Origin of the sequence: Hymenobacter psychrotolerans DSM 18569 (assembly GCF_900142395.1) — a bacterium.
In the GTDB taxonomy this organism is placed as follows: Bacteria; Bacteroidota; Bacteroidia; order Cytophagales; family Hymenobacteraceae; genus Hymenobacter; species Hymenobacter psychrotolerans.
Map to the genome: position 1 here is coordinate 188,867 of NZ_FRAS01000001.1, position 24,649 is coordinate 213,515.

General features: G+C 56.6%; 20 protein-coding genes. 5 read left to right on the plus strand and 15 right to left on the minus strand.

Annotation, left to right across the window (positions count from 1 at the left end; genetic code table 11):
- Window positions 1-24 precede the first annotated feature (24 nt).
- The 3 genes from atpB to BUE15_RS00825 all read right to left on the minus strand — a co-directional run bounded on the left by atpB (window position 25) and on the right by BUE15_RS00825 (window position 1,860).
- Window positions 25-1,089, minus strand: a complete 1,065-nt coding sequence (gene atpB, locus BUE15_RS00815; RefSeq protein ID WP_073280793.1) for a F0F1 ATP synthase subunit A — start codon at window positions 1,087-1,089, stop codon at window positions 25-27.
- A 33-nt stretch (window positions 1,090-1,122) separates the two neighbouring features.
- Window positions 1,123-1,497: a hypothetical protein gene (locus BUE15_RS00820; RefSeq protein WP_139252065.1), complete on the minus strand. Its 375-nt coding sequence runs from the start codon at window positions 1,495-1,497 to the stop codon at window positions 1,123-1,125.
- A 141-nt stretch (window positions 1,498-1,638) separates the two neighbouring features.
- Window positions 1,639-1,860: an AtpZ/AtpI family protein gene (locus BUE15_RS00825; protein WP_073280795.1), complete on the minus strand. Its 222-nt coding sequence runs from the start codon at window positions 1,858-1,860 to the stop codon at window positions 1,639-1,641.
- A 252-nt stretch (window positions 1,861-2,112) separates the two neighbouring features.
- Between BUE15_RS00825 and porW the strand changes: the two genes are divergently transcribed.
- From porW to uvrC, 3 genes are all read left to right on the plus strand, one after another.
- Entirely contained in the window at window positions 2,113-5,217 is a 3,105-nt protein-coding gene (gene porW / locus BUE15_RS00830; protein WP_073280796.1) for a type IX secretion system periplasmic lipoprotein PorW/SprE, read from the plus strand.
- 93 nt (window positions 5,218-5,310) lie between these two features.
- On the plus strand, window positions 5,311-7,650 hold the full coding sequence (locus BUE15_RS00835; protein WP_084548728.1) for a penicillin-binding protein 1A: 2,340 nt from the start codon (window positions 5,311-5,313) through the stop codon (window positions 7,648-7,650).
- 171 nt (window positions 7,651-7,821) lie between these two features.
- Window positions 7,822-9,630: an excinuclease ABC subunit UvrC gene (gene uvrC, locus BUE15_RS00840; protein ID WP_073281158.1), complete on the plus strand. Its 1,809-nt coding sequence runs from the start codon at window positions 7,822-7,824 to the stop codon at window positions 9,628-9,630.
- A gap of 87 nt (window positions 9,631-9,717) precedes the next feature.
- Here uvrC and porN read toward each other — a convergent pair whose 3' ends face one another.
- The 10 genes from porN to lipB form a co-directional block, all read right to left on the minus strand.
- Entirely contained in the window at window positions 9,718-10,590 is an 873-nt protein-coding gene (gene porN / locus BUE15_RS00845; protein WP_073280797.1) for a type IX secretion system ring subunit PorN/GldN, read from the minus strand.
- A gap of 43 nt (window positions 10,591-10,633) precedes the next feature.
- A complete protein-coding gene (gene porM / locus BUE15_RS00850; protein WP_073280798.1) occupies window positions 10,634-12,220 on the minus strand; it encodes a type IX secretion system motor protein PorM/GldM in 1,587 nt (528 codons plus the stop codon).
- Between the two features lie 60 nt (window positions 12,221-12,280).
- Complete coding sequence (gene porL, locus BUE15_RS00855; protein ID WP_073280799.1) at window positions 12,281-13,087, minus strand: type IX secretion system motor protein PorL/GldL; 807 nt, start codon at window positions 13,085-13,087, stop codon at window positions 12,281-12,283.
- Window positions 13,088-13,183: 96 nt separating this feature from the next.
- Window positions 13,184-14,203 carry a T9SS ring complex lipoprotein PorK/GldK gene (gene porK, locus BUE15_RS00860; protein ID WP_073280800.1) on the minus strand — a complete coding sequence of 340 codons (1,020 nt, stop codon included), beginning with the start codon at window positions 14,201-14,203 and terminating at the stop codon, window positions 13,184-13,186.
- Between the two features lie 236 nt (window positions 14,204-14,439).
- Entirely contained in the window at window positions 14,440-15,435 is a 996-nt protein-coding gene (locus tag BUE15_RS00865) for a PorP/SprF family type IX secretion system membrane protein (protein WP_073280801.1), read from the minus strand.
- A gap of 141 nt (window positions 15,436-15,576) precedes the next feature.
- Complete coding sequence (locus BUE15_RS00870; RefSeq protein WP_073280802.1) at window positions 15,577-16,407, minus strand: uroporphyrinogen-III synthase; 831 nt, start codon at window positions 16,405-16,407, stop codon at window positions 15,577-15,579.
- A 74-nt stretch (window positions 16,408-16,481) separates the two neighbouring features.
- Window positions 16,482-17,684 (minus strand): DUF4271 domain-containing protein, encoded by a 1,203-nt coding sequence (locus tag BUE15_RS00875; protein WP_084548729.1) that lies wholly within the window; start codon window positions 17,682-17,684, stop codon window positions 16,482-16,484.
- Window positions 17,685-17,695: 11 nt separating this feature from the next.
- Window positions 17,696-18,763 carry an MraY family glycosyltransferase gene (locus tag BUE15_RS00880; protein WP_073280803.1) on the minus strand — a complete coding sequence of 356 codons (1,068 nt, stop codon included), beginning with the start codon at window positions 18,761-18,763 and terminating at the stop codon, window positions 17,696-17,698.
- 58 nt (window positions 18,764-18,821) lie between these two features.
- Window positions 18,822-19,238, minus strand: a complete 417-nt coding sequence (locus BUE15_RS00885; RefSeq protein WP_073280804.1) for a hypothetical protein — start codon at window positions 19,236-19,238, stop codon at window positions 18,822-18,824.
- Complete coding sequence (gene lipB, locus BUE15_RS00890) at window positions 19,235-19,996, minus strand: lipoyl(octanoyl) transferase LipB (RefSeq protein ID WP_073280805.1); 762 nt, start codon at window positions 19,994-19,996, stop codon at window positions 19,235-19,237. The genes BUE15_RS00885 and lipB overlap by 4 nt, the downstream gene beginning before the upstream one ends.
- Window positions 19,997-20,267: 271 nt before the next feature.
- Here lipB and BUE15_RS00895 point away from each other — a divergent pair, with 271 nt between their 5' ends.
- Window positions 20,268-20,627, plus strand: a complete 360-nt coding sequence (locus BUE15_RS00895) for a YraN family protein (RefSeq protein WP_073280806.1) — start codon at window positions 20,268-20,270, stop codon at window positions 20,625-20,627.
- Here the strand turns inward: BUE15_RS00895 and BUE15_RS00900 are convergent.
- Both BUE15_RS00900 and htpG read right to left on the minus strand, forming a co-directional pair.
- Entirely contained in the window at window positions 20,624-21,625 is a 1,002-nt protein-coding gene (locus tag BUE15_RS00900; RefSeq protein ID WP_084548731.1) for a toxin-antitoxin system YwqK family antitoxin, read from the minus strand. The genes BUE15_RS00895 and BUE15_RS00900 overlap by 4 nt on opposite strands.
- Window positions 21,626-21,789: 164 nt before the next feature.
- Entirely contained in the window at window positions 21,790-23,622 is a 1,833-nt protein-coding gene (gene htpG / locus BUE15_RS00905) for a molecular chaperone HtpG (RefSeq protein WP_073280807.1), read from the minus strand.
- Between the two features lie 592 nt (window positions 23,623-24,214).
- On the opposite strand from htpG, the gene BUE15_RS00910 reads away from it, so the two are divergent.
- The gene (locus BUE15_RS00910; RefSeq protein WP_073280808.1) at window positions 24,215-24,556 is read left to right on the plus strand and encodes a hypothetical protein; all 342 of its coding nucleotides are present in this window, start codon (window positions 24,215-24,217) and stop codon (window positions 24,554-24,556) included.
- The last annotated feature ends 93 nt before the right edge of the window (window positions 24,557-24,649 follow it).

Below are 24,649 nucleotides of genomic sequence, written 5' to 3' on the forward strand. Positions count from 1 at the left end.
TCAGGAAAATGAACGCGGGTGTTGTTAATGGGTATGGGCCGTATCAGCGCCGTCGCCGCCACCCATCTGGTAGTCGGCATCATGGTGCTCTTCTACTGCGCCACCGATGTACATGGCCGTCAGCAGCGTGAAGATGTAGGCCTGCAGAATAGCTACCAGCAGCTCCAGCATGTTGATGAACAAGCCGAAAGCCAGCGTGACGGGAGCTACAGTTACGCTACCAAAAATGAAGATGAGCGAGATAAAGCTCAGGATAACGATGTGGCCGGCTGTAATGTTGGCGAACAGACGAACCATCAGCGAGAATGGTTTCACCACGATACCAATGAGTTCCACCGGAATCATGATGGGCAGCAGCGCCTTCGGCACGCCGGGCGTAGCGAAGATGTGATGCCAGTAGTTTTTGTTGGAGCTGAACAGTGTAATGAGCAGCGTCAGTACGGCCAGCGTCAGCGTCACGGCAATGTTGCCGGTCAGGTTAGCGCCGCCGGGCATCAGGCCCATCAGGTTGTTGAACCAGATGAAGAAGAACACGGTGAGCAGATACGGCATGTAGCGCTCATACTTCGGCCCAATAGACTTCTTGGCTACTTCGTCGCGGATGAAGACGATAATCGGCTCGAAGAAAGACTGAATGCCTTTGGGAGCACCCGTACCACGCTTGGCGTAGCCACGGGCTACTGCCGTGAACACTACGAGTAGCAGAGCGGCACTCAGCATGAGGGAAGCCACGTTCTTGGTGATGGAGAAATCATACACCTTGCTGCCATCTTCCGCGACGAGGTGCTCATGCTCCAGCTTGAGGCCGTCGTATACTTTGCCTTCCGCCAGCTGCGACGACGAGAAAACGCTCAGGCCCTGAGCAGGACGGTATGCAATAACCGGCAGTGGAATAGTGAGGTGCGTGCCATGGGCCTCGTCGCCGATGGTAGCGAAATGCCACTCGTGCGAATCGCCGATGTGGTGCAGAATCATCTCACCGGGACTGAATGCCTCCTTATCGGTAGCCTCAGCGGTTGTTGCTGCAGGCTCATTGGCATAAGCGGCAACCGAAAGGAAACAGAAGATAGCTACAAGTAAGCGCTTCATTCAGAACGTTTTAAGGTTTTAGTCGCAAAAAGTTTATTTTGCTGCTCCACCCGGTTTTGAAAACGGGCGCAAGTTACTCAGAACAGCCCAGATTTCAAACCCGGCAAAGAGAAAATAGAGGACAAAGAAGCAGCCGATAAACGTCCACTGCCCGTCGCGGCCTTCACTTCCGCCGCCCGCAAACAGATACACCAGCACCAGCGTGACGGAGAGCAACATGCGTGCAACCATCGACCCGAAGTAGGCACCCATGAAATTATCGGCGTTGGCGCGTACCAGCCGGGCCGTAAACCAATAGATAAGCGCCGTTAGTCCCGCGAAGAACCCCAGCACGTAAGGCGCCAGCGGATGCACCACGGCCGTGCCGTAGCGAGCATCTAGCAGATAGAGTGTGCCATAGAGGAACACTACCAGCAGCAGCAGCAGACGAAAAAATCGTAGCAACGCGGGGCGTTTAGAGGATGGGGCCGCAAAGGTACGGCGGCAAACGCTACCAACCGCGTGTTTGTCCTACTTTCGTCGGGAGCATAGCAGCGGCTACCCGCTTCGCTACTTTTCCGATACCTCCCGGATGACCAGATACATGGCCGCAAATACCCCGAACAAGGTGAGCCCCACTGTGCCCCAGGGCTCCAGGCCGAAGCGCTTATCCAGCCAAAGCCCCAGCCAGGTGCACGCGCCGATGGTGGCCAGCATCTGAAAGCCTACTCCCATAAAGCGGGCAAAATTACTGCCGCGGGGCGGCTGCGGATCGGGCGTAGAGACGGCCATAGTGGAAACAGAGGCAAGAGGTGAAAGCAGCCCTGTAGCGGGCAGCTGGTAGTGTACGGCAAACGATGCGGAGCAAGCTACGGGCGGCGGCCGGGAAAAAGGCGTAATTTTACCCAATGTGCGTCGTTATGACTGCCAGGCCGCGCACAAGCTGAACAAACCGTCTGGTTTTCGGCGTTGGCGTATTCGTAAGCTATGCTCCCGACTTCTGCTTTGACTCTATCTTCTTGCTTCCGTACGCTCTCCAGGCCCTTGGCAGCGCTGCTTATGCTGGCCGGCGTGGGGGGCTGCGCCTCTGAGCGCCGAGGCCTCATCGGCCATGCCTACGACAACATAGTGGCCCGCGACAACGCTTATTTTCTGGCTCGCGAGAAAATGCGCGAAACGGAAACCAAGCTCTACAACGCCCGCCAGAACGACTACAACCGGGTGCTGCCGCTGTTTCCGACCATGGACGAGGCCGGCGCGAAACTCGTGGCCACGGACATGGAGGATGTGGTGAAAAAAGCCTCCCTGCCGATTCAGCACCGCTCCGCTTCTGACTGGACCGATGACGCGTACATCCTCATCGGCAAGAGCCGCTTCTATACAATGGAGTATGAGGACGCGGCCAAGACGTTCAAGTACGTCAACAGCATCAGCAAAGACTCCGATGCCAAGCACGAGGCGCTGATCTGGCTGATGCGCACGTTTGTGGCTACTAAGGAGCTTGAAAACGCCAAAGCCGTATCGGACCTGCTCGACAAAGAGGAGGGCCGCGAAGCCAGTGCCAAGGAGCTGTTCCTGACCCGCGCCGATTACTACATCAAGACCGAAGAGCCGGCCAAAGCCATCGAGAACCTGGAAAAGGCCATTCCGCTCATCGAGCAGAAGAACGAACAGTCGCGCACGCGCTACATTCTGGCGCAGCTGTACCAGAACCAGGGCGAGGATAAAAAGGCCTACGCTGAGTTGAACCGTATTCTGAAGAAGAACCCGCCCTACGAGCTGGACTTCTTTGCCAAGCTGATGCTGGGCCAGGTTTCGGATCTGAACACCACCGACAAAGCCCGCTTAGACAAGTATTTCGCCAAACTGCTCAAGGATACCAAAAACAAGGAGTACCGCGACAAAATCTACTATGAGATGGCGCGCCTCGACTACCGGCAGCAACGCTACCCCGAAGCCCTGAAGCTGCTGGAGCAGTCGGCACGGGCCACTACCAGCAATCGGGCCCAGAAATCCTACACGTATCTGCTGGCCGGCCGCATCTATTACGAAAACCTGCAGAAGTACCGCCTTGCTGCCGCCTACTACGACAGCACAGTGCAGAACCTGCCCAAGGAGGCTCCGGGCTACGCTGCCACGGCCGAGCGGGCGGCTATTCTTAAGGACTTCGCCCAGCAGTATACCATCATCGAAACGCAGGACAGCCTGCAGGCCCTGGCCCGCCTGGACACGGCGGCCCTGCGGACCCGCCTGATGGCTTTTGCGGATGCTGAACTGATGGCCCGCCGCAAGGAAGCCGAAGCACTAGCCGCCCGCAAGGAGCAGGAGAGCCGCCGCCAGACCGCAACGGGCGTCAGCGCCTCCCGCGACCTGCAAACCGGCATCGACCCGGAGGACTTCATCAACGGCAGCACCGGCGCGAAGTGGTATTTCGACAACCCGACCTCCCTGAGTACGGCCCGCGGCGACTTTATCCGGAAGTGGGGCGACCGGCCTTTGCAGGACAATTGGCGTATTGTGAGCGTAGCCAGCTCCTCGCCCGTGACGGACCGGGGCGGCAACGTGCCGGTAAGTATTGCCGGAGCAAATAAAACTAACGTCACGGCCGGGGCTACCTCCGAGCTGGGGCGGGCCGTGGAAGATCCGGCCGCTCAGCAGCGCGCATTGGTAGCGCAGTACCGGCAGGCGCTGCCCCTCACACCCGAGCTGATGAAGGCTTCGGAGCAGCTGGTAGAAGAGGCGCTGTTCACGTTGGGCGGCATCTACAACCAGCAGTTGCGTGAGCCGGTACCCGCCGCCCAGACCTACGAGACACTCACCACGCGCTTCACGGCCAGCAAACACCTGCCCGAAGCCTACTATAGCCTCTACCTGATCTATAAAGAGCAGAACGAGCTGGCTAAGGCCGAAGTGTACGCGCAGCGCCTGCGGCAGGAATTCCCGAATACAGCATATGCCCGCCTGGCTGCCGATCCGGAGTATCTGCGGCGCACCTCGCTCGTGAATCAGGAAGTAGCGGTACACGTCGATTCGGCCTTTGTGTTCTACAAGGCCCAGGAGTTTAAGAAGGCTACTGCGGTGCTGGCCCGTACCACCAAGCGCTACCCCGAAAACGACCTAAACGACCGGATAGCGTTCCTGCGGACGCTGATTGCCATCCGGACGCAGCCGCCGCTGGTAGCCAAAGCGGCCGTAGAGCAGTTCACCAAAGACTACCCCTCTACCCCCCTGGGCAATGAGGCGCGCAATCTGCTGAACTCTTACAAAAAGTATGAAGCTGGCGGAATAACAGGTGCCTTGGCTTCTACCCAGAAGCCGGTGGTATCGATATTCCGGCCCGGGGAGGTGAATAACCGCATGCGCATCTACTACGCCGAGAACGAAACGCCGGCCAGCGTAGCGCCTCCCGTAACTACTCCGGCTGCGTCTAAGAATGCCCCTCCGGCGGCCAACTCCAAGCTGCCTGCCACAGCCCCGGACGCTAAAGCTGCCCCCACAGACGCGCCGGTAGTGCCCGCAGAACCGGCGAAGACTGCCCCTGCTACAACCGAACCGGCTGTTGACCCCGTGAAAGCGGCGCGCATGGCGGCAGCGCAGGCCCGTGCCCGCGGCCAGAAACCTCCGAAAGCCCCAAAAACAGCCGCGCCCGCCACTGCAGCTCCTGCTTCCGCGGCCCCTACGCCTAGCACTGAGCCAGCCACAGCCCCTGCGGCTACTCCTGCCCCGGCCGGTACACCGCCTCCGCCTGTTTCTGCACCCGCCCCCGCCACTCCGGCTTCGCCGTATACTGCCAACCCAGCCAACGGCCACGCCATTGTGCTGGTGTTTCCTGCCGGAGCCGCGCCGGTTGCCGGGTTGCCGGCTCAGCTGACTACCTACAACGGCCGCTACTACCAGGCCAACAAGCTGCAGGTGCAGCAGCAGCCCCTGGGCGACTCACTTACCCTGGTGGTGGTGCAGGCGCTGCCCACTGCGAAGGTGGCCCAGAGCTACGCCCTGAAACTACGCGGCCCTCAGTCACCGCTGAGCCGGTTGCGTGGTGCGGGTTACCAAACGCTCATCATCGGTATTGATAACCTGCCGCTGCTGCTGCAACGACGCGACGTAGAAGAGTATCAGCGTTTCTACCAGCAGGCTTACTCCAAATAGTCCTGAGGCAGGCAGCCTGGCCCATTACCCTGTGCTATAAGCGGGTGCAGGAAGCTGGGCCGGGGGGTCTGTCCCCTTATTCAGAAGTAACGAATGGCTTATCCTGCCACCAAAACCAAAACAAACTCCCGCAAACCGCAGCGTCCCGGACGCTTCACCGCCCTCACGCGCACCCTGTGGCTGCTGTTCGGCGGTGGCATTCTGGCGTTTGTCCTGTTTATTTTTGCGGTCAGTATCAACTTTGCCGACTTGTTTGGGCAGATGCCCAACCTGAAGACTCTCGAAAGCCCGCGCAGTGAGCTGGCTTCCGAGGTGTATTCTGCCGATGGGGTACTGATGGGCAAGTATTTCCGCGAAAACCGTACGCCGGTCAGCTACGAGGAACTCGCCCAAACCACTATCGATGCGCTGATTGCCACCGAGGACGCTCGGTTTGAGGAGCATTCCGGCATCGACCCCAAAGCCATGGCACGGGTAGCGGCGGGCATTGTGCTGGGCGGCAAGAACGGCGGCGGCTCTACGCTGAGCCAGCAGCTTGCCAAGCTACTCTTCCGCACCCGCGAAGACCTCAACAATGGCCGCCTGAACGATGTGCGCGGCCTGGGAATGGTCATCAACAAAACCAAGGAGTGGATTCTGGCGGTGCGGCTCGAGCGTAACTATACCAAGCGCGAAATTTTGCGCATGTACCTCAATACGGCCGAATTTGGGTCGAATGCGTTTGGCATCAATGTAGCCGCTAAAACGTTTTTCAACAAGAAGCCGCGCAACCTCTCGCTCGAAGAATCTGCCCTGCTGGTAGGCTTGGTGAACGGGCCTTCGTGGTTTAATCCGGTGCGCAACCCGGAACGCTCCAAGCGCCGCCGCAACTGGGTGCTGAGCCAGATGAACAAGTACGGCTACATCGACGCGCCTACGTACACGGCCAGCATCGAGAAGCCCATCAAGCTCGACTATAAGGTCGAGAACCAGAACGATGGTATAGCGCCCTATTTCCGGACCGAGCTTAGCAAGACGCTGCGCAGCTGGGCCAAGGAAACCGAGCACGACTTGTATTCGGACGGCCTGAAAATCTACACCACGATTGACTCGCGGATGCAGAAGTACGCCGAGGCCGCCGTAGCCGAGCATATGAAGCTGCAGCAGAAGTGGTTCGATGCGCACTGGAAAGGCCAGCAGCCCTGGCGCGATGAAAGCGGCCGGGTGATTCCCAACTTCCTTAGCACCGCCATGCAGCGCACGGCGCGCTACCAGTCGCTCAATGCCCGCTTCGACGGCAACAAGGACTCCATCAAATACTATCTGAACAAGAAGTACAAGATGAAAGTCTTCACCTGGAATGGCGGCGAGAAAGAGGTGACGATGTCGCCTATGGACTCGCTGGCGTACTACAAGCGCCTGCTGCATTCCGGGTTCATGGCTATGAACCCGCTCAATGGGCAGATTAAAGCCTGGGTGGGCGGCATCAACTACAAATACATCAAGTATGACCACGTGAAGCAGGGCAAGCGCCAGCCGGGCTCCACGTTCAAGCCGTTCGTCTACGTGGCGGCCATCGACCAGGGCTACTCGCCCTGCTACCAGCGCCCCGACGTGGCGACGACCTTCCCGGCCGAGCGTGGCCGGCCTGCCTACACGCCCCGCAACTACGAGGGCACATTCTCGGGCCGCACATTCACGCTGCGGCAGGCGCTGGCCCGCTCTATGAACTCCATTACGGCGTGGCTGGTGCAGAAGCTGGGCCCCGATGTGGTAGCCAGCTACGCCAAGCGCCTCGGCATCACCTCCCCTATTGATGCGGTGCCGGCCATCGGCTTCGGCTCTTCCGATGTCAGCATCTTCGAGCTGACCGGCGCCTACAGCACCTTCGTCAATAAAGGCATCTGGACCTCCCCGATGATGGTGACCCGCATTGAGGATAAGAACGGCAACGTGCTCCGCGAGTTCGTGCCGCAGACCCGCGAAGCTCTGAGCGAGGAAACGGCCTACCTGATGACGTATATGCTGCGGGGCGCCCTGGAAGAGCAAGGCGGCTCTTCGGTGGTGCTGAAAGGCGGCTTTAAGTTTCCGTATGAGATGGGCGGCAAAACCGGCACCACTTCCAACTACTCCGACGGCTGGTTTATGGGCCTCACGCCCGACTTGGTGTGCGGCACCTGGGTGGGCGGCGAAGACCGCAGCATTCACTTCCGCACGGGCACGTATGGGCAGGGCGCCCGCCTGGCGCTGCCGCTCTACGGCATCTTTATGAAGAAGGTGTACGCCGACAAGAGCATCGGCATCAGCAAAGGCGCTTTCCCCAAGCCCGACACGCTGAGCGTGGAAATCAACTGCTCGCGCTACTACAACGGCGCCACACAGCGCGACACCATCCCTTATGACCAGAAGCTCAACCAGGTAGAGCTGGACGACCTCAACGAGCAGGATATTTAAGCCCTCTTTATTCTGCATGTATGAACGTGGCCGGGACTTACCGGCCACGTTTTTTGTTTACACTCGCACCAGCGGCCGGTTTCCCCGTATTTCCACCATCAGCACGGTGTGGCCGGCATGGCCGCATTGCCGCTGGCGCACTACCATCCCATCTGCTTCATTCAGCATTCTATGGCTGCTAAAGAACACCTGCAAGAGCAAATCCGCCAGCTTCCCCACCGCCCTGGGGTGTATAAATACTTCGATGATGAGGGTATTATCTATGTGGGCAAGGCCATCGACCTGCGCAAGCGGGTGAGCAGCTACTTCACCAAGCAGGACCACAACAAGAAGACCCAGCAGCTGGTTAAGAACATCAAGCGCATCGAATTCACGATTGTGGACAGCGAATCAGACGCGTTTCTGCTGGAAAACAACCTCATCAAGCAGCACCAGCCCAAGTACAACATCCTGCTAAAAGACGGCAAGACCTATCCGTACCTGCTGCTCACCAATGAGCGTTTCCCGCGCCTGATTCCGACCCGCAACAAGCGCCCCGGCGACGGCCGCTACTACGGCCCCTATGCCAACCTGACGGCCATGAACGTACTGCTGGAGATGATTCGGATGCTGTATCCGCTGCGCACCTGCACCTACAACCTCTCCCCGGAAAATGTAGCGGCTGGCAAGTTCAAAGTGTGCCTAGAGTACCATCTGGGCAACTGCAAAGGCCCCTGTGAAGCCAAGGAAGACGAGGAAACCTACCAGCAGTACATCCACCAGATCCGGCAGATTCTCAACGGCGACCTACGCCTGCCTAAGCAGTATTTCCGTGAGAAAATGACGCAGGCCGCCCAGGATATGCAATACGAGCAGGCGCACCAGTTCAAGCTCAAGCTCGACCGGCTCGATGAATTCCAGGCCAAAAGCACCATCGTCAATGCGGCGCTGTCCAACATCGACGTATTCAGCATTGCATCCAACGAGAAGCTGGCCTTTATCAACTACCTCAAGGTGATGAACGGCTCCATCATCCTCACGCAGTCAATCGAAGTGCAGAAGAAGCTGGACGAGCCCGATGAGGAGATTCTGGCGCCCATGATTATGCAGATGCGTGAGGAGTTCGAGAGCCAGTCGAAGGAAATCCTGACCAACGTGCCCGTGCCCGATCTGCCGCTGCCTGGCGTGGCCATTGCGCAGCCCCAGATTGGTGATAAGCGCAAGCTGCTGGAGCTTAGCATCAAAAACGTGCTGTACCTGCGCAAGGAGAAGGAAAGCATGTCCGACCGTAGCAAAGACCTCAATGAGGTTCGGATTATGGAGACGGCCAAAAAGGATTTGCGCCTAAAGGAGTTGCCGAAGCACATCGAATGCTTCGACAACTCCAACTTCCAGGGCGACAACCCGGTGGCCGCAATGGTGTGTTTCCGCAATGCCAAGCCTAGTAAAAAGGACTACCGCCACTTCCACATCAAAACCGTCGTCGGGCCCAACGACTTCGACTCGATGTATGAAATCGTGACGCGCCGCTACCGCCGCCTCTTGGATGAAGGAGCTTCGCTGCCGCAGCTCATTGTTGTGGATGGTGGCAAAGGCCAGTTGGGCATGGGCGTGAAGGCCTTGAAGGACCTGGGCATCTGGGGCCAGATTCCCATCATCGGCATTGCCAAGCGGCTGGAGGAAATCTACGTTCCCAATGACCCACTGCCGCTCTACATCGACAAGAAAAGCGAAACTCTACGCCTGATTCAGCGCATGCGCGACGAGGCTCACCGTTTCGGTATCACCTTCCACCGCAGCCGCCGCGACGCCGCGACGCTCAAAACCGAGCTAACGGACGTGAAAGGACTGGGCCCCGTTACCGCCGAAAAGCTGCTGCTCAAATACAAGTCGGTGAAGAAAATCAAGGAGCTTTCCGAAGCCGACCTGACAGCGGAAATCGGCAAAGCCAAGGCCCGCGTGCTACTAGATTACTTCAGTCAGGAATCTTCGGCCGATTAGCATTCTATTCACAGCCCAGGCTGAAAGCAAAAAGCCCCGACCATCTGCATGGTCGGGGCTTTTTATATTCTGATTACAACCGGGTTTCTAGAAGCTCCAGAGGTTGTATTCGTATTCGATGAGGTCGGAAGCAGCCTGCTGCGAGGCAAGGATGCCCTGCTGCTGACCACCGTATATTTCATCCAGACGCGCGTCGTTCGGGTTGGACACCTTCACGATGTACGAGTTGAACAGCCACAGCTCGAAGGCATCAGCAAGGTTCTTGTGCTGCGCATCGTTCTGCGAGTTGAACCAGATGGCTTTGTCCGGATTGTTACGGAACACCTTCACCAAGTCGCTGTATTTGAACGTGCCGATAGGCTTTTCGATACCGGACGCATTAGAGCTCAGCGTTGAAGGAACCAGTAGCGTAATGGTTTTGATATCATGATACATCCGCGACCGTTTCTTGTCGAAGATCATGTCCTCCTTCAGTTCCATCTGATACAGGTCCTTGTAGCGGTACTCGTAGCTCGGTGGTGCGGCTGGAGTCTTGGCAACTGGCTTAGCCCCTTTTTTCTTTGGAGCACCCCAGTCATCACCGGTATCCTCTGAGAAACCAGCAGCTTTTTCTTCGTCGCTCAAGCCGGCAGAAGATTCCGCGTACGACATGTTGGATGTTACCTCAGCGCCGGTGAAAGTCGTCGTCAGCGAGTCATTGCGGTAAGCAACCAGCTCACCCCGCTTCACAGCATCAATGATGACACGGCTGATTTCTTTGCCTTCCGAGAACATCGGCTTGTTCTGCTTTTCGCGCAGATCTACGGCCCGCCAAATCGTTTTACGGAACATGATATCCGAATTCGGAATCGGACGGTAGGAGCCGTTGCTGCTCGCAGTAGTAGCCTGCTCCTGCGCCGAAGCCGACAGTGAGAGCGTAAGACCAGCTGCCAGGGCAGCGAGAGAAAGAACCTTATTCATAAATGCTGGAAAGCGAATCAGACGCTTTTAGTTCATCAACTGATTACAACAACGGCACGTTGAACTGTTTCGACACGTTAACCTGCTCCGTGTTGCCTTGGAAGTTCATACGCTGAACCTCTTTTACTTCGATATAAAGACGGTCGCCTTCGCGAGCCGAGTTTACTACGTCGTTCAGGCTGACATCAGGACCATTAACCGTGCGGGTAGGCATAGCCGGACGCTTGCCACGTACCAGCGTCACCTCATAGCGAGTTACACGGAAGCGGGCATCATCCGGAAGGAACGTAGCGAAACCTGCATCCGGAATAGCCTTCAGGCTCAGATTGCGCACAGCCGTGATGGGCGTTCCTTGCTTCTCGTTAGCCTCGCGGCCACCTACGATGCATTTGATTTCGGGCTTCGGAATCGGGCGAACCTGGAAGGTTTGCGAACCGATAGGATTGCCACCGCTGCTTACGTTCAGTGTTACTTCTTTCGCGTTAGGCACCAGCGTTACTTCGCCTTTAGCCGAACCTTTGATAGTAGAAGCACCCGAAGCAGAGAAGCTGGGCTCATATTGAGCGCCCAATGCGGGCACCTGTACGCTCAGCTTGTTACCGCACCTGAAGTACAGCGCCTGCACCGAAGCCGACTGAATCTGCATTACCGGCTTGGTAACCGTATACGGTACGGTCACGTTGAACGTGGTGTCACGGCCGTTCTGCTTGAAGCGGATGGTACCTTTCCAAGAAGCCTTGGCGTTGCCGGCAGCATCAAATGCACCCGGGCGGGCTGTGAACTCTACTTTGCCTTTGCCAGTGGTAGCATCTACTGCCAGTGGCGAACCATTCAGCGTCATGGTCGGGCGCAGGCCTGTGGCTGAAGCCGTCAGGAACAATTCCGCTTTGTACTTGGTACCAGCGGCTACCGTGTTCGACTCGGCACTGGCGAAAGCACCAACCTTGTCGAATACGATGATGTTGCCACCTACTTTAGCCGATTGTGCAGCCAGAGCATCCGATTCGTAACGCAGTACTTCGGTTTCCTTCTGCGACAGTGTAGCCAGAGCAGCTACCAGCGGCGTGTTCTCGAAGTTGAGTTCTGCGAAGTTCTTCGAACGCTGCTCCGGATCCGTCACCATTGGGTCCTCTTTAGCATCAAGAGCCAGAGGGCTTGCGTTAGGAACGAATTTCTGGATGTAAGAAGAATACTCATTGAGTTTGTTCTTCATTTCATACGCAGCACCATCTTTCTTACCGCCGAGCATCGTGATGGCCACTTTGTCTTCGGCGCTCATGTTTTTGTACTCGTTCTTGCCTTTGGTGTTTTCCGTGGCTGTCACGAGTTTGTCGCGTAGACCGCGCAGATAATCAATCATCTGCTTGGTACGCTCACGAATTTCTTCGCTCTGCTTCAAAACGGCTACGTCGGCGGCAGTGTTGCGGTTCTTTTCAACCTGTGCTGCAATGCCCTTTACCGTGCCATCGTTCGATTTCGACACCTTTTCGTTGATACCGAAGAGGCTGTCATCAAGGAACTTGAATTTGAGCAGAATTGCTGAGTTTACCTGTAGGGCTAGAAGTGCAGTCAGTACCAGGTACATCATGCCAATCATCTTCTGCCGCGGAGTTTCTTTGCCTCCCGCCATTGTGTCTACCTATCTTATATAAAGAGTGGGACCGAAATTTCGATGCGTTACTACTCAGCCTTAGCTGGTAGCACGCATAGCATTCAGCATGTTGCCGTACACCCGGTTCAGCGAGTTCAGGTTGCCCGTCAGAGCAGCTACTTCGTCTTTGAACTTTTCGGTGTCCTTGCTGGCGTCCGTCATGTTCTGCATGGCCTGGCTCAGCGTACCGTAGAACTGGTTCATGGACTTGAGGTGCGTGTTGGCATCCTGCAGTTCCATTTCATACACAGCATTCAGAGCGCCCAAGTTCTTGGTTACGTTCTGTACCTGCACGTGATACTCTTTAGCATCCTGCGTGGCATCCGACATGGCGCTCATAGCCTGAGCGGTGTTGGCATACGCCTCGTTGATACGCTCCAGCGAGGTAGCTGCCGTGCGAACCTTAGCCGTGTACTCCTCCGTAGCGTTGGTAGCGTCGCCCAGCGACGAAAGCTGCTGCGTGGTAGTGCTCAGGCGGTTCAGGCCCTGGCCCAGCGACGAAATAGCCTCGGGCGTTACGTTGGCATCCTTCAGCATGTCATCCAGCTTGCGCGTCAGACCTTTGCTGTTGTTGTCTTCTACAAACTTGTTGCTGTTCACCGAAGGATCATATCCTTCCGACAGTTCAGGATACACCAGAGCCCAATCCGGGTCTTTGTGCTGGGGCTGGAAGGCGCTCAGCAGAAAGATGAGAGCCTCGGTACCCAGACCAATAATGAGCATAGTGTCAGCGCCTTTCCAGTGCTGAATTTTGAATAGAGCTCCGACAATTACGACTGCAGCGCCAATGCCGTAAACCATCGGCATCACCTTATCGAAGAAAAAATTACCGCCTTTAGCTGCCATGTGAGTTGATTGTGAAAGAAGAGTTTGGTGATTGGGTGAAAAGCAAAAAAGGAAACGCGGGTGGTGAGGGAATTATGTTGCAGTAAGCGGCTAAAACTAGTTCAGGCTGCTGTTCGTGCCCATGCCAATCTGAATCATGGCAGTGCGGAAACCGATGAAGGAACGCGAGGAATCCTGGTATTCGAAATTGCGGGTACCCGTTTCGAGGAAGTAAGCAATGTCTTTCCAAGAGCCGCCACGCACTACTTTGCGAGGCTCGTTATCATCCGGGTTGGTCGGGTTCATGTCCCATACGACTGGTACCGAAGCTTCCATGTAAGCATCGTCGCACCACTCAGCAACGTTGCCCGACATATCGTACAGGCCAAAGTCGTTGGGGAAGAACGCCCCTACCGGCGAAGTGTAAGCGTAACCATCCGAAGCATAGTCGCCACGGCCGGGCTTAAAGTTGGCCAGCATGCACCCTTTCGAGTTACGCAGGTAAGGACCACCCCAAGGATAGGTAGCCAAGTCGCGGCCACCACGGGCAGCGTACTCCCATTCGGCTTCCGAAGGCAAGCGGAAGTTTGGCGTTGGAGCCAGACCTGCTTCTTCGTTTGCAGCATTTTTGTTTTTAGTGCGCCAGTTGCAGAAATACTTAGCGGCGAACCAGTCAACTCCGACTACAGGGTAGTCGTCGAAGGCCGGGTGAGTGTAGTAGTACTCCATCAGCGGGTCACCCATGTGATAGGTGAAGTCCCGTACCCACACAGTAGTGTCGGGGTACAGTTCCGTCATCACGTACTCTTCCCCCAGAACATCAATTGAATCCTGCCGGATGGCATTCATGAATTGACGGTACTCGTTGTTGGTGATTTCTGTCTCGTCCATGTAAAAGCCGGCAATAGTTACCTGCTTATTCATGTTCACCATAGACGCCGATATATCCTGGTCAGTCTGGCCCATGTGGAACGTTCCACCCGGGCAAGGAACCATACCATAAGGAACTTCCTGAGGATTAAATTCGGGACGGTCCTCTGCTCCGACTAGGTCGCCTTGCGGTCCTTTGCCAAAACCACAGCCCCCCAAAATCAGAGCCGAAATGGCAACGAGAGGCAATACGAGAAACTTGTTCATGTGAGGAAGAAAAAGGCTGTTAAGGCGGCGATATCCGAAGATTACAATTTTGTGAGCTGGCAAATCTAGCGAATCTTACGTTCGTGCGCAAGCCTATCGCTCAATGCCTTTCGTTTGTCTACGAACCGGCGGTACTGCCAGTTAAACGATGAGAGGCAAAGAGTTAGTGTGCGTCAGCTAGAAATCCTTTCTCCACGTAATCAGGGCACCGGGGTGGTCCACCACAGCCAAATAGTCTAGAAGCTATATCGCGGCGTACGAATAGCCGGTTTTGTAGCCATGCCTGGTTTGGGCAGGCGATAGGATAGCATAATCTCGTGCGAGCTCAGTGCACGCGCATCTTGGTTGAATGCAACAAAGTCGAAGGCGTAGCCCAAGCGCAAAGCATTGTCTTTGGCGAGAGCCAGGCCAGCCATGCCCGTAAACGACTCGTCGTAGCGGTAACCTAGGCCACCCCAGAACTTGTCATTGAAGGTCGCCCGAACATTTGCCTCGTACGAGTTGTTCTTGAACGTGAACTTTCCATCATCGCCGAACTTGCCGGGCATCACCATCTTAACCAGCACGGATGGAGTAACAACAACGGACGAAGACGCTTCGATATTGTAACCAGCCGTGAAGTAGGAGTGGTTTTCGCCGATGTATTTCGCCATATTGCTGCTGCTCGTGCTTTCGCTCGTGAAGTTGTACTCCGAACGGAGCAGGTTGTTCATGCTCAGACCAGCGTAGAAGGTCGGCGACTCATACCATACACCAACACCTGCGTCGATCTTGCTGTCGGAACCGTCACGTGGTACAGTGGCATCATCCGGGTCGATTGCCCGATAGACTCCCTTTGACAGGTAGTTATAGATACCCTGAACACCAATGCCCAGTTTGCCTTCGCCTAGCTCAAAGTGCTTCGAATACGAAATCTGGGCGTTCGTCATTTCGAACTGCGCAATTTCGTCGCGGTAAAGATGAAAGCCGATACCACCACCCAGCACGCGTACTGGCAAGGAGCCGGTAATCATGTAGGTCTTGGGCTCGCCGCCATCATCGAAGCTGGCTTTGTAGTTGAAGTACTGATAACGGCCGATGGCCGTTATTTCCCCTTGTCCTTTGATGCCGGCATAGGCAGGATTCAGGTACATGCCGTTGAAGCCGTAGTGGGTGAACTGCGGCTGCTGCTGAGCGAGAGCAGTGCCCGCAACGGTGGTCAGCAAGAGGGTGGAAAGTAAAGTTCCCTTCATAGAAACAACTGATTTTGGGTGCGTTACGAGTGGGGTGGGACAACGTAAGTGGTTTCCAAATGTATGGAAAAAAGCCTGTGCAACAAATCCCGCTAAAAAAACAAACGGGGGAGCAGAATATCTGCTCCCCCGTTTATGACTTTAAGCGCTTTGTTTTCCGCTCTTGTTTTTCTCCTTCCCGATGTCAGGGCCGTGATGGTGACGTATATAGGCCTCAATAGCGCCCGTCATGGATGGGGCATTCGGATGCGGCGCTTCTATGTCTAGCTCCAGGCCTGCATCGAGCACAGCTTTGGCCGTAGTAGGCCCGAAAGCCGCAATGCGCGTTCCGTTCTGCTCGAAATCGGGGAAGTTGATGAACAGGGAACTGATGCCGGACGGGCTGAAGAAGGCAATGCAGTCATACTTAACGTCCGACAGGTCCGACAGGTCGCTGGCCACAGTGCGGTAGATAACCGCCTCCGTGAACTTGAAGCTGTTGGCCCGCATAAACTCCGGAATATCATCCTTGCGGATATCGGAGCAGGGATACAGGAACTTCTCGCTTTTGTGCTTCTTGATGACCTCGAACAAATCAACAGCCGTGCGCAGCCCTACAAACAGCTTGCGCTTGCGCAAGACGATATACTTCTGCAGGTAGTTGGCGGTCTGCTCCGAGATGCAGAAGTACTTCATTTCCGCCGGCATTTCCAGTTTAGCTTCCTGGCAGATGCGAAAGAAATGGTCTACGGCGTTACGGCTGGTGAAAATGACAGCCGTATGCTCAAGAATATTGACTTTCTCTTTGCGAAAATCCTTGTATGGAACCGGCTGCACGTCGATAAACTCCCGAAAATCCACCTTGATGCCGTAGCGTTCGGCAATGGTGAAGTAAGGAGAAACGTCGTTGGTCGGCTTAGGCTGGGTGACAAGGATGCTGGAGATTCGCTTGGCATGACGGCCCGTCCCCGGTTTGTCTTTGCTCTCGGCCATATAGTAAAGAAAAGGGTAAGTCTCGGGCGATAAAAAACCAATTGGGCAGCCCGTGCTAGCTGAACAGCAGCAGCTTAGTACGTAAAAACAATCAGCTTCAGCAGAATGACCAGTGGAATCACTTCTGTGGCGCAAAGGTACGAAAACAAATGCAGATTTAGTAGGGAGGATCTGCGATGAATGGTGCGGGCCACCCGGATGACGGTTCCTACCAACAGCAAGGAAACCACTCCATTGGAGACCCAAAGCACTGTTTCCGGCAAGGCCTGATTGAGCCCCAGATAGAGTAGCATCACCAACGGCAGGCAGAGGCCAAGAAACAGGATAGTCCTAACAAATTCCCGGTATTGCACCATTACCAACTCCCCCACATCGAAGATATAGCCCATCAGTTCCAGGAACAGATACTTGCCGAGCAGAAAGCCGGCTATCAAGGCAGTGTAAAGGAGAATACGGGATACCAGGGCCGACTCCGGCACGTCGAACAGGCGCCGCAGGATGATGATATGCTGCACGTTGGTGTGGATGGCGACCAGAAGCAGCGCAAACGAGAGCGAGAAGACCAGCACCAGCAGAATATTGAGCCATGTGACAGTTGGTTTCACCAGAAAATCCTGCTCGCTGGCTGACTTGCTCCACAATCCTTCAAACTGATAGATGCGGGCAAACCCAGGCTGATAAGCGGCCCGGATGCTGCCGTATAGCAACCCGATAAGCAGCAGAAAAAGCAGGAACACGTTTTCGCCGGGATGACTGCGGGCCAGTGGCTGAGCCAAGGCAGCCGTGGTAGTGGTTTTGGCTTTGCTGACTGGAGCCTGCTGGGCCAGGCGCACATCCGTGAAAGAGCTGAGGTTGGGCGAAGCCTGCGGATGCCAGACGCACAGCAAATGGGGTCCGGGCCCTAATCCGGCGGGCAGCAGCTTTGCCAAATCCAGCGTGTAGGAAGCAGTAGCAGTGGCCGTAAATACCAGCCGGTTGTCCAGGAACAGGCTTTGGCCGGCGCGAGCCGCAAAGGAAATTTCGAAGGGCTGCGGCGGCCGCAACGTGAGCCACTGGTAGTAGGCGTGCGCCGGGGCATGGTAGTCAGGCAGGTAGAGCACGAGCCGGTTGCGCGCCTCGTCATGAATCAGCCAGTCGCTGGAGAGGCCACTTCGGGGTGCGGGCGGCAACGGGCGATACTCGGCCGCCCAGGCCGCTGGCAGCGGCAGCACTAGCAGTAGCACCAGCCAAAGCCGCCAGCCGGCACGCAATACCACGCTTAGTCGTCTGCTCTCCATCAGGACTGCCGTCAGGAAGCCACGCGCTGCTCAGCACTGCGGCTGCGGTAGACACCCAGAAATACGCTCAGAAGCAAGGAAAAACCGACCAGAGCGCCGATCAGTACGGTATTGCCGAGCTCCGAGAAGTTGATTACAAACAGAATAACCACCAGATTCAGCAGGCCCAGCAGCATGACCGTGCTGATTTGCTGGAACCCCATGGCCAGAATACGGTGATGCACGTGGTTTTTGTCGGGGGCAAATGGGGAGCGGCCGGCCATCATGCGCACGATAAACACGCGCAGCGTATCGAAAAGCGGCACGAAAAGAATACCGGCTGCTACCGCCGGCGACGACGAGCCGAAGGGCTGGCCCACCTTCAGCCCCATTTCAATGAACTGAATGGTAAGTACCGAAACGATGAAGCCGCACACCAACGAGCCGGTGTCGCCCATGAAGATGCTGGCCCGATGGAAGTTGTAGCGCAGGAAGCCCAGGATGCCGCCAATCAGGCACACCGATACAAAAACGTAGTTGCCGTAACTGGCCCCGCCGTAGCGCACAAAGTAGTAGCCGAAGGTGCTCACGACAATCAGCACAATGGAGCCCGCCAGACCATCGAGGCCATCAATCAGGTTGATGGCATTGGTGATGCCCACAATCACGAAGAAAGTAAAGGCGTAGCTGATGCCCACGGGCAATTCGTGGATACCCAGAATTCCCTGGAAGCTGGTCAGGCGCACATCCGCCATAATCATGACGATGCCGGTAGCCAGCAACTGGCCCACAAACTTCTTCGACACGGAAATGGAAACCAGGTCATCTTTCAGCCCGACGAAGAACAGCACGATGCACCCTGCCAGCAGCTGCTGGATACCATTGCCGAGGTCAGCGAAAATGGTAAGGGCCGACATAAAGCCCGCAAAAACAGCTACGCCGCCCAGCCGGGGCGTGAGCGACTCGTGCACGGTACGCACATTGGGCGTATCGAGCATGTTTTTCAGGTGAGCAATGTAGATAATGGAAGGCACTGCGAACAGGGCCACCAGGAACGCCCAGAGAAAGGACAAGCTCAACTGAATTCCAAGAGGGGTCATTAGGCGGCAACTTGAGGGTACGTAATCGGACCTGAAACCAGGCGACTACTAAAAGGCATTAGCTATGCAGGACACCTTCGCGGCCCAGCAGGGATATAGGCGTCAGGTTGTCGGCTACGATGGAATCGGGTACGAAGATGAATTTCTTGTCGAAAATCTGCGCCCCCAGATAATAGCTTACCCAGTATTGGTTGTTTAAATGAAACAACGCCGGATCGATGGGCTCGATGGGCACGGCGGAGCGGGGCGCTACTTCCGCAAAAACGTGCCGTAGCGTAGAGGTTTTTACGCTGCTGCCGTCGGGCTGCGTGCCGTAGCCGTGCGAATTGACGATGACGTTCTGCAGGCTCTGCTCGTTGTGGTTGATCAGATAGACCATCCACCCGTCTTTGCCTTCCTGCGTAGCGGCGGCAGCTTCAGGCAGAACGGCAACAGTTACGCCCTCCACCGGGTCGAACTTGATGTGCTCTTTCATAGGGACAAACCTGCGTCGGCAGAAGACGAGGGCAATAAAGTAGTGGAAGTTGAGCTTTCGAGTAGCTCGGCAGCAAACAGCCGGGCCAAATGCGGCAGCAGCCGGGACTCTACCTCCGCCAGCGGCACCGGGCGGCCCAGTTCCTGCTGCAGCGAGGTAACAGCTTTGTCGGTGATGCCGCAGGGCACAATGTGCCCGAAGTACGACAGGTCGGTGTTCACGTTCAGGGCAAAGCCGTGCATGGTTACCCAGCGGCTGCACTTCACGCCCATTGCACAGATTTTGCGCGGGTTGGGAGCTCCTTCCTCAAAATCGAACCAGACGCCCGTAAGCCCGGCAATACGGCCCGCCTGCAGCCCATAGTCGGCTAGCGTCAGGATGATGGCCTCCTCCAGCAGCCGCAGGTAGCGGTGAATGTCCGTAACGAAGTTATCGAGGTCGAAGATGGGGTAGCCGACCAACTGGCCCGGCCCGTGGTAGGTGATGTCGCCGCCGCGGTTGATGCGGTGGAAAGTGGCCCCGTGCGCTGCCAGCCCAGCTTCATCCAGCAACAGGTGCTCGGGCTTGCCGCTCTTGCCGAGCGTATACACCGGCGGATGCTCGCAGAGCAGCAGCGTGTTTGGGGTGGGCTGTGGCGCCTGACCGGCCTCAGTTGCGTGGCGGTTTGCTACTTTCAGGGCCAGCGTTTCGGCCAGCAGCTTTTCCTGATACGCCCAGGTGGCTTCGTACGCGGCCAGCCCCAGCTTTTGCACCTGCACTGCCCGATTTTGCCCCGGTGTTGCGGCAGGAACAGCCGGACCGGCAGCTACCGGGCTGGCAGCAGAGGAAGCGGGAACTGCACAGGAAGAATACAAAGACATGGGCAGTAGAACTCGGAGGTAAAGCGTGCCTTCGGTATCTGCTTTCTGCGCCTGCTACGGCACATCAGAGAAGACAGGCTTTCTTGGAAAACACGCAAAGTTACTAGATTCAGCACCAAACCCAATTGCCGGCCCTCCGCTCCGGAACGGCATCCTGCTTTCAGACCATATGCCTACCAGCGCGCACGAACTGGGCCGAGCCGGCGAAGAAGCGGCGGCCGGATTTCTACTTCAGCAGGGATTTGAGGTGCTGTTTCGCGGCTACCGCCACGGCCGCGCCGAAGTAGACCTGATTGCGCAGCAAGGCCGGAAGCTGCTGCTGTTTGTGGAGGTGAAGGCGCGCTCCTCCGGGCGGTTTGGCTACCCGGAAACGTTTGTATCGGAGCGCAAGAAGCAGCTGTTCCGCTTGGCGGCCGAGCAGGTGCAGCTGGACCTAGACTGGCGCGGCGACATCCGGTTCGATATTCTGGCCGTGACGCCAGTGGCCGGCGGGTTCCGGATTGAGCAGTTTGAAGATGCCTTCTACTAGTTGCGGCGCGTAGCGGGGCGCGTGTTGCCGGGGCGGTCCGTCACGGCGTCGCGCTTGTCAAACTTGTCTTTCTCATACACCAGCACGCCATTGCGGTTGTACTCTTTGATGAGCACTGGCTCCGTCACTTCCGGGTCGTAGCCGGAGGCGCCGTACTCATACACGTAGTGGCGGCGGTTGCGGAAGCCCCAGTACTTGGTCCACTCCCCTACTTTCTTGCCGTTCTCGAAGCTGCCGTCCCAGTCGCGCTGCCCGTTTTCCTGGTAGCGCACGTAGTCGCCTTCCAGCTTGCCGTTCACGTAAGGCACCACTTCCTTCACCAGCTTCTGGGCTGCGTCGTAGTACGTCACATTGGCGTCGCGCGGGAAGCCCATTTCGTAGTGGAGCTTGCTGAGCAGCACATTGTCGCGGTTGAAACGCTCCCAGCGCAGGTGCTTGGTGCCTTTGGCGAAGTAGCCGGTTTCCACCACTTTACCACCCTGCATCTTCTTGTACGGCCCGTGCAGCACCTTGTCGGTAGCGGGGTTCAGCTCAGTATTGGCGCGGAAAATCTTGCGCTTGCGTGGATTGAAGTAATAGACGGTAGTCGCGTAGGCGTTGGGCTGCTCGAAGGTTTTCAGGTAATAAAACACTTCCAGCACCTGGTTTTTGCCCTTCGGCCCCGACTTGGTGAAGCCTTTCTTGATTCGCTCTCCCAGGAAGATGTTCTTCTTCTTTTTCTTGCCCTGCCGTTGCGCCAGCTTCTCCTTGTCTTTGGCGGCTTTCTCTTCTGCCTTGGTCAGGACCGCCTTTTTCGCCAGCAGCGAGGGCGTTTTGGTGGTGTCGCGCGAGGTCGTGAGTGTATCGGCAACGAGAGACGCTGTAGCGGCTTCCGGGCGGCTGTTGAAGGAAACCGTTTTTTTGGAGCAGGCTCCCACGCTGCCTACAAGCAGGACCAAGAACAGAATATGCGGACGTAGAAAGCGCATGGGCAGGAATTCGGGCAGTTTTCGCAGCATCGAACGTAAAGATAAAGGGATTTGGTGCCCCGGGCAGCACCGGGAAATCGGGCTTATTTCTCAGAGTTGGTTTCCGGCCATTAGCCACCTGCCAAAAACAAAACCCTGGCAGCCAGAAGCCACCAGGGTTTTGTACCATCTTAAACTATCGATACTTTTTAAGACTACTCGGCGGCCAGCAGATCGGCGCTGCGCTTCACAAACTGCGTCAGGGCTTCGCCTTTCAGCATGTTCTGGGCCAGCAAGGCCAGGTCGTACGCCTGCCGGGCCAGCTTCTGGGCGGCGTCCGTTTCCGCGCTCAGCACGCGCTGCGCTACCGGGTGGTTGGCATTTACGCTCACGGTGTAGCTGTCCGGCAACGAGCCAAACATAGCCATGCCACCGCCACCACCGGCGCGCTGCATATCCTTCATGCGGCGCATAAACTCGGGCAGCGTGATGATTACCGGCGCATCCTGCGGCGAAAGTGCTTCCACCTGCACGTGCATCTGCTCGTTGCTGATGGCCTGCTTGAACAGGTCCTGCAGCTTGGTTTTGTCGTCGTCACTGAGGACGCTTTCGGTGCTTTCCTCCTTCTCGATGAGCTTGCCGATGGTGTCGGCATCTACCCGCTTGAAAGTGGTTTTTTCCAGCTTCTGCTCCAGCTGACCGATGAAGTGCGAATCGAGCGGGCCGTCCAGCTTCAGCACGTCGTAGCCGCGCTCTGTGGCGGCCTGCACAAAGCTGTGCTGCGCTTCAGCATCGGTGGTGTAGAGCACTACGGTCTGCTCGTTCTTGTCTTTCTGGTTGGCCTGCACAAACTCCTGATACTCGCTCAGGGTGAAATATTTGCCGGCCACGTTCTGTACCAGCCCGAAGTCCTTGGCTTTGTCGTAGAACTTCTCGTCGGAAAGCATGCCGTACTTCACGAACAGCCCGATATCCGACCATTTCTCCTCGAAACCAGCGCGGTCCTGCTTGTAGAGGCTGCTCAGCTTGTCGGCTACCTTCTTGGTGATGTAGGTGTTGATTTTGCGCACGCTGGCGTCGGCCTGCAGGAAGCTGCGCGACACGTTCAGCGGAATATCCGGCGAGTCGATGACGCCGTGCAGCAGCATCAGAAACTCGGGCACCACGTCCTTCACCTCGTCGGTGATGAACACCTGCCGCGAGTAGAGCTGAATCTTGTTGCGCTGGAACTGCAGCTCGTCCTTCACCTTCGGGAAGTACAGAATGCCCGTCAGATTGAATGGATAGTCTACGTTGAGATGAATCCAGAACAGCGGCGCTTCCGAGAAAGGATACAGCTCCTGGTAGAACTTAACATAGTCCTCGTCGGTGAGCTCGGAAGGCTGCTTGGTCCAGATGGGAGCCGTCTGGTTAATAACCTCGCCTTCGAACTCGATTTCGATGGGCAGGAACTTGCAGTACTTGGTCAGGATGCCTTTCAGGCGCTGCGGCTCCAGAAACTCGTCGGAGTCTTCGGCCACGTGCAGCACCACATCGGTGCCCCGGTCGGCTTTTTCGGTGGTTTCGAGGCTGAACTCCGTACTGCCGTCGCACACCCAGTGGGCGCCTTCGGTGTCGTCTTTGTAGCTCTTGGAGAAGATTTCAACCTCCCTGGCCACCATGAAGGCCGAGTAGAAGCCCAGGCCAAACTGACCGATAATCTGGTCTTTGGCAGCGGCATCCTTCTCCTTGTACTTCTCCACAAACTCGGTGGCGCCGGAGAAGGCAATCTGGTTGATGTACTTCTTGATTTCCTCGCCGGTCATGCCCAGGCCCCGGTCGGAAATGGTGATGGTGCGGGCTTCCTTGTCCACGCTCACCTTCACTTTCAGCTCGCCCAGCTCGCCTTTAAACTCGCCCAACTGGCCCAGGCTTTTCAGCTTCTGGCTGGCGTCCACAGCATTGCTGACCAGCTCGCGCAGGAAAATCTCGTGGTCGGAGTACAGAAATTTCTTAATGATCGGAAAGATATTCTCGGTATGAATCGAGATGCTGCCTTTCTCTTGCATAGCACGTGAGCGGTAAGGGTGAACACAAAAAACCGGACGAACTGCCAGCCTCCGCAGAAGCCAACACCGTCTGGCGGGTTGAGTCAAAAGCTGTTCCACCCTCCCGGCGCTGTCAGTTTGGCAGCCAAAGTGGCTCCCGGGCTTATATCAGGCGGCCGAAACCAGCAACGAGCCTTTTGCCCAATATGGTGTTGTTTCAGGCTGGGCCAACACCGGAACGCACTGGTTCCTGCCTGCGGGGCCTGCCGGGCGGAACACGGTAGCGGGCCGGCGGTAGCCAAACCGCACCGGGCGGTAGTAGAATGCGCCCGTTTTCATACAAAAAGAGCCTCGGAAGCGTCAGGCCTGGGCCTTTTGGGAGCCGGGCGCAAGGCTGCCGCCAGACGACGAAGCAGAGAGAAAGACAGAATTTTCATGGCACAGATATCCAGTGGAAGAAGCACAACAAAGGTCCCAACTCACTATTTCCTGCTCATTATCCGCCTGTTATGACGGCATTACTATTCATCTGGCGCTGGATATGATTTTCACCATCTGAAAAGGCCGTTTCATTTTTACCTGTACATTTGTTCCGTTCGACACATTGTTGCAAATGCAAACTCTACGTTCCCGGCTGGCTCTGCTGCTGCTGCTCTGCTTTACGCGGGTGCTGCTGCCGGAGGCGTGGATTCTGAATCTGCACTCGCACGAACACACCACGGAGGAGCCGGCCCAGATTCCGGGCGCCTTCAAAGGCAAAGCCGTGCTGAGTGTCAAGCACCAGCACTGCGACGTCGACCACTTCTACGATGTGCCTTTCCAGCCGGCTCCGCCGGTGGAGCTGCCGGTACTCGTAGCTACCTATCAGGCGGCTTCTGCCACGCCCGAAACGTCCGTCTGGCTTTCAGCCACCCGGTCTACGGCCGACCAGCGCGGCCCGCCCTGCCGGAGCTAACCCACCTGTGGCTGCCCTTGGCGGTTTCGGCGTTGCCTGCCGAAGCCCGCGCCGCCTGCGTGTAGCAGGCTGATTGTCTGAACACTCCTTATA